The sequence below is a fragment of the Candidatus Streptomyces philanthi genome, assembly GCF_059553635.1.
The window spans coordinates 1-12,070 of sequence record NZ_JCANQV010000181.1; the positions used below are offsets into that span (position 1 = coordinate 1).

Consider the following 12,070-nt stretch of genomic DNA (forward strand, 5'->3'; position numbering starts at 1 on the left):
CCGCGGCGCAGCCGCCCGCCAGTTCGGCGCGGACGCGGACGGCGAGACAGGCGAGGTCGAGCGCGGGCTCCCCGGGGCGGTGGGCGATGCCGTGGCCGCCGCCGAGATCGAGCTCCGGCAGGGTGACGCCGCGCTGTTGCCGGATGCGGGCGAGCAGACCGACCAGCCGCCGCACCGCCGCCAGATACGGCTTGACGGTGAGGATCTGGGAGCCCAAGTGGCAGTGCAGACCGACGAGTTCGAGGCCGGGACGGGACAGGGTGCGGGTGACCGCGTGCAGCGCGGAACCGTCCGCGAGCGACAGCCCGAACCCCTGGTCGCCGATCCCGGCACGCCCGCCGGCGGCGATGCCCGGCGCGACGCGGATCAGTACCTTCTGCCGTCCGCCGTCCGGCACCGCGGCGGCCACCCGGGCGACCTCCGCGGTGCTGCCGAGGACGATCCGCCCCACGCCGAGCCGGACGGCGGCCCGCAGCGTGTCCGGGCCCGCGGTGGTGCCGTGCAGCACGATCCGGGCGGGCGGGAAACCGCCGCCGACGGCCGCCTCCAGCTCGTCCGCCGAGCGGACGGCCAGCCCGAGCCCCTCCTCGCACACCCACGCGGCCATCGCACGGCACAGGAACGCCGTGGCCGCACAGCGGACATCGGCGTCCGGAAACGCCCGGAGGTAGGCGCGGCAGCGGCGCCGGACCTCGTCCTCGTCCAGGACATGGGCGGGCGTGCCGTGGCGGGCGGCGAGCGCGGTGAGGGGGACGCCGCCCACGGAGAGGCCCCCGTCGGGGAGCGGCAGGGCGGAAGCGGGCCAGACGGACAGCGGGCCGTCCGGCGCAGGCCCCGGGAACAGGGGCGGCGAGGGGACGGCGGTCCGCGGCAGGGCGCGGCGGCTCATGGTCGGACGGCCTTCCTCAGACGGCCCGGAGACGCGGCGCCCGGGGCACGTCGGGGACGAGCCGCGGGTCGACGGTGACCCCGGCCGCTCCGACGGGTGCGACCAGGGCGCGCAGTGCCGGCTCGGAGAGCCGGATCCACGGCTGCCCGGCGCCGAGCGCCGCGGCGAGCCGCTGCGGGGAGGTGAAGGCGACGGCGGTACGGCCGCCGCGCGCGGTACGGAACAGGCGGGCGGTGCAGCCCGCGGGGCCCGGCCGGACGGGGACGAAGAGAGGTCCGGCCGGGACACGATCGGCAGGCTCGGGATCTTCCGCGTACAGAATGGGGGGCACGGTGACGCTCCTCGGAGGAACAGCGGCCCCGGACCGGTGGGGTGTCGCGTGCGCCGGGGCTCGGCACCGACGCTATGCCCGGAGGACGGGGGGCCTTGTGCGGTGCTGACGCATCATTGACGGTTTCTGGACACCACTTGACGCAATGTCGTGGGTGGGAGCGCGGGAACCGTCCGTACTTGACCTTGACACGGTGGAAGGCACTCGACTGGAGGGCGTCATGTTCAGCATCGGAGATTTCGCCCGGTACGGACGTGTGTCGGCCCGCATGCTGCGTCATTACGACGCGATCGGGCTGCTGCGTCCGGCCCGCACCGACCCCGCCACCGGCTACCGCTTCTACGAGGCCGCGCAACTCGCCCGCCTCCACCGTGTCATCGCGCTCAAGGACCTCGGATTCGGCCTGAAGCAGGTGGCCGACATCCTGGACGAGCAGGTGAGCGCGGAGGAACTGCGCGGCATGCTGCGGCTGCGCAGGGCGGAGCTGGAGGCCGCGATGACGGCGGCCGCCCAGCGGCTGGCCGGGGTCGAGGCGAGACTCCGGACGATCGAGAGTGAGGGACGGATGTCCACTCAGGACGTGGTGGTCAAGAAGACCCCGGCGGTCCTGCTCGCCGAGGCCAGCGGGGTCGCCGCCGGTTTCGAGCCCGAGCACATCGGCCCGGTCATCGGGCCGCTCTACGAGGAGCTGTGGCGGCGGCTGCGGGCGGCCGGCGTCACCCCGGCGGGGCCGGGCCTCGCGTACTACGAGGACGCGCCCGGGGACGCCGGGAGCGGGGCGGTCCTCGTCCACGCCGGCGTCGTGATCACGCCGGAGGACCTCGCCGGGGCCGGGGTCGCGGCCGACGGCGCGGGCACCGGCTTCGACGTGGTCACCCTCCCGGGCCTGGACCGCGCCGCCACGGTGGTCCACCGCGGCCCGATGAGCCGCGTCATGCCGACGGCCCAGACCCTGGCCCACTGGATCGACGCCCACGGCCACCGCTCCGCCGGGTACGCCCGCGAGCTGTACCTGGAGTGCCCCGAGGACGAGGAGGGCTGGGTCACCGAGATCCAGGAACCGCTGGCCGCCGGCTGACGGAAACGGGGCGGGGCTTTCGGGCCCCGCCCCGCTGCGTCATGCTCCCGGCGTCCCGGCGGGCGTCACACCTCGGCCGTCGCCGTCGCCTTCGCCCCGGCGTCCGCCGTGCCCCGGCTTCCGGCGGCCGGACCCGAGGGCGCGGCACCACCGGACGCCGGGCGGCGGACGACCGCCAGAACCAGGACGCCGGTCGCCACCGCCACCAGACCGGAGACCAGAGTGATCCGGGTGAGCCCGGTGACGTACGCGTCGTTGACCGCCGCGGGGGAGGGGCGGTGCGGCAGGCCGTTCAGGGAGGACGCGAAGACGGTGCCGAGGACGGCGATGCCGATGGCGTAGCCGAGCTGGCGGAAGGTGTTCACCGCGCCGCTCGCCATGCCCGCGCGCCGCGGGGGCGCCGCGCCGAGCGCCGCCGACACCAGCACCGGCATCGCCGCGCCGATCCCCAGACCGCTGACCGCGAGCCCGGCGATCAGCGTCGCCCACCCCGCGCCCGCGTGGTCCGCGCCGAGCAGCACACTGTGCAGCAGACCGCCCGCACCGATCAGCAACAGGCCGATGCCCAGCGGGAGTTGAGGGGCCACCGTGGCCAGGCGGCGGCCACCGAGCGCGCCGACCACGAACGACATCAGCGCCATCGGCGTCACCGCGAGACCCGCGCCCACCGGGCTCAGCCCCAGGATCTTCTGCGTCCACAGCCCCACATACGTCAGGTACGGGAACGCCGCGGCCTGCATCAGCAGCGCCGCCGCCATCAGCACGGCGAACGTCGGGCTGCGCATCAGCCGCAGGTCCAGCAGCGGCTGCGCGATCCGCCGCTCCACGACGACGAAGACCACCAGCGCCACCGCCGCGACCGCCAGCGCCGCCAGCGTCCCGCCCTCCGTCCAGCCGTGCTCGCCGCCGCGGATCAGCCCGTACATCAGCGCGCCCGCGCACAGGGTGAAGAACGCGGCGCCGGACCAGTCGATCCGGGCCGTGCGGTCGCCGTACGACTCCCGCACCGAGCGCAGCGTCAGCCACACCGCGAACGCGGTCAGCGGAAGATTGACCAGGAAGATCGCCCGCCAGTCCGCGTACTCGGTCAGCAGGCCGCCCAGCACCGGGCCCACCGCGGCCGCCGCGCCGCTGGTGCCGCCCCAGATGCCGAACGCGACGCCCCGGTCGCGGCCGTGGTACGTGGCCATCAGCAGCGGGGTGTTGGTGGCGAACATCGCCGCCGCGCCCACGCCCTGCACGGCCCGCGCGGCGATCAGCACACCGGCGTCGGGCGCCAGCCCGCAGGCGAGGGAGGAGAGCGCGAACAGCGCGAGCCCCGCGACGTAGAGGCGGCGCCTGCCGAAGCGGTCGGCGGCCGAACCGGCGACCATCAGCAGGGCGGCCAGCGCCAGCGCGTAGATGTCCATCACCCACTGGAGGGAGGTGAAGGACGCGCCCAGGCCGTCGGCCATCCGCGGCAGCGCGGTGTTCACGATGGTCACATCGACCAGCAGCATGAAGTTGCCGAGGGTGATGGCGACCAGCGGCCACCAGGACACCTGCCGGCCGCCGTCCTTCCCGTCCGCGGGTCCCTCCCCCGCGGTGCTGTGGTCCGCCCCGTCGCGCATGTCCGTACTCCTCCGTGGATCTCCCGGGCGTCCGCACGGTGCGGAGCCGGAGAACACCGTCCGGTCCGTACGCGTGGATCTCCCAACCAGCGGACCGGCCGCGGCGTAATCCGACAGCGGTTAGCCTCGAAGGGTGAAATCCGACAGAACCGAGCGTCCGGTTCCGTTCGACGCGCTCGACCGCCGGCTGATCCACGCGCTCCAGACCGACGGCCGCGCGCCGTTCAGCAGGATCGCCGAGGTGCTCGGCGTCTCCGACCAGACCGTCGCCCGCCGCTACTCACGCCACCGCTCCTCCGGCGCGCTGCGGGTCCTGGGACTGACCGACGCGACGGCCCTGGGCGAGGTCGTCTGGCTGGTGCGGGTGCAGTGCGCGCCGGACGCCGCGGTGACGGTGGGCGAGGCGCTGGCCCGGCGTCCCGACACGGCCTGGGTGAGCCTGATGTCCGGCGGCACCGAGATCGCCGCGGTCTGCCGCGCGCCGCGCGACGACCACGGCACCCTGCTGCTGGAGAAGCTGCCGCGCACCCCGAGCGTGGTCGGCGTCACCGCGCACTGCCTGCTGCACATCTTCTTCGGCGGCGCCGACGGCATCGTCAGCAAGTCGGGCGCGCTCACCGCGGACCAGGTCGCCCGGCTGCGCGCCCCGGCACCGGACCCGAACGCCGCGGCGCCCGCGCTCACCCCCGCCGACCGGCGGCTGCTGGACACCCTCGCCCGCGACGGCCGGGCCCCGCTCGGCGAGCTGGCCGCCGTCACCGGCTGGTCCCCGACCACCGTCCGCCGCCGCCTCGCCGAGCTGCGGGCGTCCGGCGCCCTCTACTTCGACGTCGACCACGAACCACAGGGCCTCGGGTACGGCGTGATGGTCGCGCTGTGGCTGTCCGTCGCCCCGGCCGAACTCGCCGCCGCGGGGGAGGCACTGGCCGGGCACCCCGAGATCGCGTTCGCCTGCGCGACCACCGGGCCCCACAACCTCTTCGCGTCCGTCGTGTGCGCGGACTTCGGCGCCCTCTACACATATCTGACGACGCGGGTGGCGACCCTGCCCGGCGTCCGCACGATGGAGAGCGCCCCGCGCATCCGCCGCCTCAAGGGCGCGGGGCCCTTCCTCCGCGCGCCGCGCCCGGCCGCCCGGCGCCGCTGACCCCTACTGGGGGAACAGCCGCTCCAGAACCACCGCGATGCCGTCCTCCTCGTTGGAGGCGGTGATCTCGTCGGCGACGGCCTTCAGCTCGTCGTGGGCGTTGGCCATCGCCACGCCGTGCGCGGCCCAGGCGAACATCGGGACGTCGTTGGGCATGTCGCCGAAGGCGACGGTCGCACCGGCCTTCACCCCCAGGCGGCGGGCGGCCAGGGACAGGCCGGTGGCCTTGGACAGCCCCAGCGGCAGCAGTTCGACGACGCCCTCGCCGGCCATCACCACGCCCACCAGGTCACCGGCGGCGGCCCGCGCCACCTGGGCCAGCGTGTCGTCGTCGAGCGTCGGGTGCTGGAGGTACATCTTGTTGAGCGGCGCCGCCCACAGCTCCGCGAGATCGTCGATCATGACGTGCGGCAGCGGGCCGTCCTGCACCTGGTAGCCGGGGCCGACCAGGACCTCGCCCGCCAGTCCGTCCCGGCTCGCCGCCAGGCGCAGCGGCCCGGTCTCCGACTCGATCTTGGACAGGGCGAGACCGGCGAGCTGCCGGTCCAGCGTCAGCGACGTCAGCAGCCGGTGCTCACCGGCGTGGTAGACCTGTGCGCCCTGCCCGCACACCGCGATGCCCCGGTAGTCCAGGGCGTCGAGTATGTGCCGGGTCCAGGGGACGGAGCGTCCGGTGACGACGATGTGGGCGGCACCCGCCGCGGTGGCCGCGGCGAGTGCCGCACGGGTGCGCTCGGAGACGGTGTCGTCGGGGCGCAGCAGCGTGCCGTCGAGGTCCGTCGCGATGAGCTGGTACGGCGGTACGGGGCCGGTGGTCACGGGGCCTGGGGCTCCAGGATCTCCCGGCCGCCGAGGTAGGGGCGGAGCATCTCGGGGACGCGCACCGAGCCGTCCGCCTGCTGGTGGTTCTCGAAGAGGGCCACGATGGTGCGGGGGACGGCGCAGAGCGTGCCGTTGAGCGTCGCCAGCGGCTGGACGCGCTGCCGGCCGTCGGCGTTCTCGCGCATCCGGACCGACAGCCGGCGCGCCTGGAACTCGTCGCAGTTCGAGGCGGAGGTCAGCTCGCGGTACTTGCCCTGGGTCGGGATCCACGCCTCGCAGTCGAACTTGCGCGAGGCCGAGGCGCCGAGGTCACCGGTGGCGACGTCGATCACCTGGAACGGCAGCTCCAGACCGGTCAGCCACTGCTTCTCCCAGTCCAGCAGGCGGCGGTGCTCGGCCTCGGCGTCCTCCGGCCTGACGTAGGAGAACATCTCCACCTTGTCGAACTGGTGGACGCGGAAGATGCCGCGGGTGTCCTTGCCGTACGTACCGGCCTCGCGGCGGAAGCACGGCGAGAAACCGGCGTAGCGCAGCGGCAGCTTGGACGCGTCGATGATCTCGTCCATGTGGTACGCGGCGAGGGGGACCTCGGAGGTGCCGACGAGGTAGAAGTCGTCCTTCTCCAGGCGGTAGACGTTCTCGGCGGCCTGGCCGAGGAAGCCCGTGCCCTCCATGGCCTGCGGGCGGACCAGGGCCGGGGTGAGCATCGGGGTGAAACCGGCCTCGGTGGCCTGCGCGATGGCGGCGTTGACCAGGGCCAGCTCCAGCAGGGCGCCGATGCCGGTCAGGTAGTAGAAGCGGGAGCCGGAGACCTTGGCGGCGCGCTCGACGTCGATGGCGCCGAGGGTCTGGCCGATCTCCAGGTGGTCCTTGGGCTCGAAGCCCTCGGCCGCGAAGTCGCGGATGGTGCCGTGGGTCTCCAGGACGGTGAAGTCGTCCTCGCCGCCGACGGGGACGTCGGGGTGGACGAGGTTGCCGAGCCGCAGCAGCAGCGCGTGGGCCTCTTCCTTGGCCTCGTCCTGGGCGGCGTCCGCGGCCTTGACGGCGGCGGCGAGTTCGCCGGCCTTCTTCAGCAGCGCGGCCTTCTCGTCGCCGGTGGCCTTGGGGATGAGCTTGCCGAGCGACTTCTGCTCGGCACGCAGCTCGTCGAAGCGGACGCTGGACGACCTGCGCCGCTCGTCGGCGGAGAGGAGTGCGTCGACGAGGTCGACGTCCTCTCCACGGGCACGCTGGGAGGCGCGCACACGGTCGGGGTCCTCACGGAGCAGGCGAAGGTCAATCACCCCTCCAGGCTACCGGGGAAGGCCGCCGGGGCTCGACGGGATATTCCACCCGGAGTGCCCGAGTGTGCTCCTTTTTGTCCGGTTTGTGGTTGTTTATTCTCGCGTGGTGACCGTACGGGAATGCCGGGGAAAGGGCGGGAAAGTCGTCCGGGAATTCTCTTGTTCATTCGCGCGCGGCGGTAATAGGAGGGGGCGCGTGAGGAGTGAGGGTGTTCCGCGGCGTGCGGTGTGGAGGGCGGCGGGCACGCGCCGCGCGGAGTGTCGGCCGGGTCGGTGCGGCCGTGGAAAACGTGAGTTGTCCACAGGGCTGTGCGGGGTGCGGGATTTTATCCACAGGCTGTGTGTGGAATCTGTGGAACTCGGACCCGGACCTTCCGTTTCCGGATGTTCCTGGAGGGAAATCGTCGTCCGCCCGCCCCCTCGGCATTCTTTCGTGTGGGATTACCTCGCCCTAAGGGATTGAACGCGGGAATTGTGCTGACGCGGTCAGGGTCGGGTTACTGTGTGTAGCCATAAGTGGATGTGACGCGACGTGGGCGATATGTCGCGCCTGTCCTGATTGGCCGACGGTGGAGGCAGGGCGCCATGTCGACTTACCCACAGGTCGAGAACCGGGCCTGTGGATAACTCTGTGGACAACGCTGACCCCCGTGGAAAACCGCAGGTCGCACCCCGCGGACCCGCCGAAGCAGGTCCCACCCGGCCCGGAACACGCCGCCCCGGGCCCGGCTGCCACGGGTCAGGCCCGTCCGTCCAGACAGCGCGTCAGCCAGTCCGACGCGTCGCCGAACGCCTCGTCCGTCATCTCCGGCCGCACCGTCGCCGCCACCCGGTCCGCCCTCGGGTACGAGCCGAGGAAACGCACCTCACGGCACACCCGCTTGAGCCCCATCAGCACCTCGCCCACCCGCCGGTCGGTGATGTGCCCCTCGCAGTCCACCGAGAAGCAGTAACGGCCGATGCCCTCACCCGTCGGCCTTGACTCGATGCGCATCATGTTCACCCCGCGCACCGCGTACTCCTGCAACAACTCCTGGAGCGCACCGGGATGGTCCGCGCGCAGCCACAGCACCAGCGACGTCTTGTCCGCACCGGTCGGGGCCGCCGGCCGGGCCGGACGGCCGACCAGAACGAAGCGGGTGGCGGCGTTCTGCGCGTCGTGGATCTCCGTGACCAGCGGTTCGAGACCGTAGGTGGCCGCCGCGAACTCCCCCGCGAACGCGCCGTCGTAGCGGCCCTCCTGCACCAGCCGCGCGCCGTCCGCGTTCGACGCCGCCGACTCCCAGGCCGCGTCCGGCAGATGCGCCGCCAGCCACTTGCGCACCTGCGGCTGCGCCACCGGGTGGCCCGTCACCGTCTTCACGTCCGCCAGCTTCGTCCCCGGACGCACCAGCAGCGCGAAGGCGATCGGCAGCAGCACCTCGCGGTAGATCATCAGCGGTTCGCCCGAGGCGAGTTCGTCGAGGGTGGTCGTCACCCCGCCCTCGACGGAGTTCTCGATCGGCACCAGCGCGGCCGCCGCCTCGCCCCCGCGCACCGCGTCCAGCGCGGCCGGCACGGACACCATCGGCACCAGCTCACGGGTCGCCGCCTCCGGAAGCGTGCGCAGCGCCGCCTCCGTGAACGTGCCCTCGGGGCCGAGATAGGTGTAGCGACTGGCCGACATGCAGGTGTCTCCCTCGCGAATCCAGCGGGGACACCCCGCCGATCTCCCCTGTTCTGCCACGATACCGAGCCCCGCGGCCGCCCCGTTCCGCTCGTCCACACCCCGGCCGCCCCGCCCGCCGCCCTGTGGACGACGGGCCCGGGGCGCGCCTCACCCCTCCAGCAGCGGCTGCCCCACGTACCCGCCCGGGGCGGCGGCCGGCGGCACCGCGAACAGACCACTCGCCTCGTGCCGCAGGAAAGGCGACAGCGCGTCGCCCCGGTCCAGCTTCCGCTGGATCTGGGTGAAGGCCCGCAGCGGATCGGCCTGCCAGCAGATGAACAGCAGCCCCGCGTCCGGCGCGCCGTCCGCGCGGAACCCGTCGTGGTACGAGAACGGGCGCCGCAGCAGCGCCGCCCCCTGGTTCGCCTCCGGAGCGGCGATCCGGGCGTGCGCGTTGGCCGCGATCACCGGCAGCCCGTCGGCCCCGGTCCGGTCCAGCCCCATCGGGGTGGTCTCCGTCCCCCCGGTCAGCGGCGCGCCGTCCTCCTTCCGCCGCCCGATGACCTTCTCCTGCTCGGCGCGGGACCGCTTCTCCCAGTCGTCCAGCAGCATCCGGATACGGCGGACCACCGCGTACGAACCGCCGCGCATCCACTCCTGCGGCGCGTCCCGCCCCACGAAGATCCGCTCGTCGAAGTCCTGGTCCGACGGCTTGGGGTTGTTGGTGCCGTCGACCTGCCCCATCAGATTGCGGGCCGTCATCGGCTGCGTGGTGGCCCCCGGGCTGCGGTTGAAACCGTTCATCTGCCAGCGCAGCCGTGCCGTCCCCGCGGCCTGCTTCTGGAGGGCGCGCAGCGCGTGGAAGGCGACCAGCGCGTCGTCCGCGCCGATCTGTATCCACAGATCACCGTTGCTGCGCTTCGGGTCGAGCGCGTCCGCCGAGAAGTCGGGCAGCGGATCGAGCTGCACCGGACGGCGCTTCTCCAGCCCCGTCCGCCCGAAGAAGCTGTGCCCGAGACCGAAGGTGACGGTGAGGGAGGACGGCCCGGCGTCGAGCGCCACCTGGGTGTCGCCGTCCGGCGCCCGCCCGTCCATCAGCTGCTCGGCCGTCCGTGACCAGCGGCGCAGCAGTGCGGCCGCCGCCCTGCGGTCCGCGTCCGGCGCGAGGTCGAAGGCCACGAGATGGCCGCACGCCTGGAGGGGCTCGGTGATGCCCGCCTGGTGCCTGACGCGTTCGGCGCGGAACGGGACGCGGGTGGAGCCGAGGGACGTCAGGGGCGCCGGGTCGTCGCCCCGCGCCGCGGCGACCGCGATGCCGCCGCCCGCCCCGCCGACGATCAGCCCGGCCGCGCCCGCCGCGCCGACCGTGCCGAGCAGCCGGCGCCGGGTGAGTTCCACGCGCTCGTCCGAGGTCTTCTGTGCCGTCTTTGCGCCGCCGTCCGTCGTTCCGCCCGGTGCGGTGCTGCCCGTCGTGCTCATCAGTCGATCTTCACGTTCCTGGTCTCGGTCACCTGGTCGATGTCGGAGGTCCGCACGAGCAGGGAGAGCTCCCACTGCCCGGGGACCGGCAGCTGGACGCCGCTCGCGCGCCAGTGCCCCTTGCCGGTGTGCTCGGGGACGACCGGGAGCGGCCCGAGCTGCTTCTCCTTGAGGGTGAAGGAGATCTTCACCTCGGGGACGTCCATCGTCGCGCCGGAGGCGTCGGCGATACGCACCCGCAGTTCGTTGCCGCTGCCGCTGCGCCCCGGGTCGAGGTCGAGCCGCGCGGTGCCCTTGCCGCCGGGGCCGCCGGTGTCGAACGGGACGGTCAGTACGCGCGGCTGGTTGGTGCTCGTGGTCCGCCCCGCCTCACTGGCCCGTACCGCCTCTTCCGTACGGGCGGGCTCGGTGGTGGTCAGGACGGTCGTCACGGCCAGCAGGACGACGGCGATCGACGCTTCGGCCATCACGGACCTCCGCAGCCCCAGCCGCACCGGGTCGGCGTCCCGCACCCGCTTGGTGCGCGCGGTACGCAACGCCGCCTGCTGCCGCGCCAGTTGGACGGCACGGGCGGGATCGGCCGGGGCGGGCTCCGGCGCCTCGTCCGCCTCCGGGGATGTCTCCGGGGACGCCTCGGCGGACGCCTCCGGGGCGGCCTCCGCCGCCTCCGTCAGCCGCCCCGTCCACCGCCGCGACACCCCCGCGATCCCCACGAGCACCACGACCAGCCCCACCTTGAGCAGCAGCAACTGCCCGTACGAGGTGTCCGTCAGCGCCCGCACCGTGCCGACCTGCCGCCACGACTGGTAGAACCCCGTGGCCACCAGCACCAGCACCGACCAGAACGCGATCCGTGAGAAGCGGCGCACCGCCGCGCGCTCCACGGCGGGCCCCCAGTACAGGGACACCACCAGCGCCGCCAGCCCGCCGAGCCACACCGCGACGGCGAGCAGATGCAGGATGTCGACGGGCATCGCGACGGCCGGTTGCAGACCCGTCGAGGCGTGCTCGGCAAGCGACCAGGTCGCGGCCAGCCCGACCGCGACCAGAGCGCCGCCGACCGCCGCCCCGGCCCGCCTGCCGGAGGAACCGTTCCCCTCCCGCGCGGCCCGCCCGAGGACCAGCGCCAGCACCACGGCCGCCCCCGCGAGCAGCAGCAGCCGGCAGACCAGCGCCGTCCCCGTCCTGGTGGACAGGACGGCCTGGAGCGCCCCGAGGTCCAGGACATCGGCGAACGCCCCGGACCCGGTGTACGCGCCGCGGAGCAGCAGCAACGCGAGGGTGGCACCCGTCAGCACCACCCAGCCCTGGACGATCAGCCGCTGCACCGACCGCACCCGCGCCGCGCCCGGCCGGCAGACCAGCACGAACGCCACGCCGCCGACCAGCACCACGAAACCGCCGTACGCCAGATAGCGCGCGATGTCGTAGAGCGCGCCGACCGGCCCGCCGCCGGCCTCCTGCTGCGGCAGCGGCGCGCTGGTCTTCGAGGGGGCGCCGACGGAGAAGGTGAAGGCGCCGGCGACCGGGTGGCTGTCGGCGGAGACGGCCTGCCAGGCGACGGTGTAGGTGCCGTCGGGCAGGCCGGGCGGCAGACCCGTCCCGAAGGTGACGGACTCACCGCTGCACAGGTCGCGCAGCTTCCCGCGGTCGACCCGCTTGCCACGCGGGTCGAGGACGCGGATCGAGTCGTCGCCCATGGCGACGCCCTCGGAGAAGCTGAGCGTGACCTGTTCGGGGGCGTGCGGGACCACCGACCCCTGCGCCGGGTTGCTGCCGGTCA

The 12,070-nt window shown here is 73.7% G+C and carries 10 protein-coding genes; 2 read left to right on the plus strand and 8 right to left on the minus strand.

What is annotated here, in order from left to right; translation table 11 throughout:
- Both AC51EU_RS20135 and AC51EU_RS20140 read right to left on the minus strand, forming a co-directional pair.
- Nucleotides 1-889, minus strand: an 889-nt coding sequence (locus AC51EU_RS20135) for a diaminopimelate decarboxylase family protein (RefSeq protein ID WP_496268400.1), incomplete at its 3' end; no start/stop codon positions are given.
- A 16-nt stretch (nucleotides 890-905) separates the two neighbouring features.
- Nucleotides 906-1,220, minus strand: coding sequence for an SAV_915 family protein (locus AC51EU_RS20140; protein WP_496268401.1), 315 nt, complete (start codon nucleotides 1,218-1,220; stop codon nucleotides 906-908).
- Nucleotides 1,221-1,440: 220 nt separating this feature from the next.
- Between AC51EU_RS20140 and AC51EU_RS20145 the strand changes: the two genes are divergently transcribed.
- Complete coding sequence (locus AC51EU_RS20145) at nucleotides 1,441-2,298, plus strand: MerR family transcriptional regulator (protein ID WP_496268409.1); 858 nt, start codon at nucleotides 1,441-1,443, stop codon at nucleotides 2,296-2,298.
- 65 nt (nucleotides 2,299-2,363) lie between these two features.
- Here AC51EU_RS20145 and AC51EU_RS20150 read toward each other — a convergent pair whose 3' ends face one another.
- On the minus strand, nucleotides 2,364-3,908 hold the full coding sequence (locus AC51EU_RS20150; RefSeq protein WP_496268402.1) for an MFS transporter: 1,545 nt from the start codon (nucleotides 3,906-3,908) through the stop codon (nucleotides 2,364-2,366).
- A gap of 133 nt (nucleotides 3,909-4,041) precedes the next feature.
- On the opposite strand from AC51EU_RS20150, the gene AC51EU_RS20155 reads away from it, so the two are divergent.
- Entirely contained in the window at nucleotides 4,042-5,055 is a 1,014-nt protein-coding gene (locus tag AC51EU_RS20155; protein WP_496268403.1) for an Lrp/AsnC family transcriptional regulator, read from the plus strand.
- 3 nt (nucleotides 5,056-5,058) lie between these two features.
- Here the strand turns inward: AC51EU_RS20155 and AC51EU_RS20160 are convergent, their stop codons facing one another.
- The 5 genes from AC51EU_RS20160 to AC51EU_RS20180 form a co-directional block, all read right to left on the minus strand.
- Complete coding sequence (locus AC51EU_RS20160) at nucleotides 5,059-5,874, minus strand: HAD family hydrolase (RefSeq protein WP_496268404.1); 816 nt, start codon at nucleotides 5,872-5,874, stop codon at nucleotides 5,059-5,061.
- Nucleotides 5,871-7,160, minus strand: a complete 1,290-nt coding sequence (gene serS, locus AC51EU_RS20165) for a serine--tRNA ligase (RefSeq protein WP_496268405.1) — start codon at nucleotides 7,158-7,160, stop codon at nucleotides 5,871-5,873. Before serS ends, AC51EU_RS20160 begins: the two co-directional genes overlap by 4 nt.
- A gap of 739 nt (nucleotides 7,161-7,899) precedes the next feature.
- Nucleotides 7,900-8,826: a prephenate dehydratase gene (pheA, locus tag AC51EU_RS20170; RefSeq protein ID WP_496268406.1), complete on the minus strand. Its 927-nt coding sequence runs from the start codon at nucleotides 8,824-8,826 to the stop codon at nucleotides 7,900-7,902.
- 150 nt (nucleotides 8,827-8,976) lie between these two features.
- Nucleotides 8,977-10,287 carry an iron uptake transporter deferrochelatase/peroxidase subunit gene (gene efeB, locus AC51EU_RS20175; protein ID WP_496268407.1) on the minus strand — a complete coding sequence of 437 codons (1,311 nt, stop codon included), beginning with the start codon at nucleotides 10,285-10,287 and terminating at the stop codon, nucleotides 8,977-8,979.
- Nucleotides 10,287-12,070 (minus strand): copper resistance CopC/CopD family protein (locus AC51EU_RS20180; RefSeq protein WP_496268408.1); only part of this gene is annotated, 1,784 nt, incomplete at its 5' end. The genes AC51EU_RS20180 and efeB, both read right to left, overlap by 1 nt.

What these genes read in the sequence shown, in the direction of transcription:
- AC51EU_RS20145 (WP_496268409.1), top strand. Translation starts at nt 1,441, where the DNA reads ATGTTCAGCATCGGAGATTTCGCCCGGTACGGACGTGTGTCGGCCCGC.
- AC51EU_RS20150 (WP_496268402.1), bottom strand. Translation starts at nt 3,908, where the DNA reads ATGCGCGACGGGGCGGACCACAGCACCGCGGGGGAGGGACCCGCGGAC.
- pheA (WP_496268406.1), bottom strand. Translation starts at nt 8,826, where the DNA reads ATGTCGGCCAGTCGCTACACCTATCTCGGCCCCGAGGGCACGTTCACG.
- efeB (WP_496268407.1), bottom strand. Translation starts at nt 10,287, where the DNA reads ATGAGCACGACGGGCAGCACCGCACCGGGCGGAACGACGGACGGCGGC.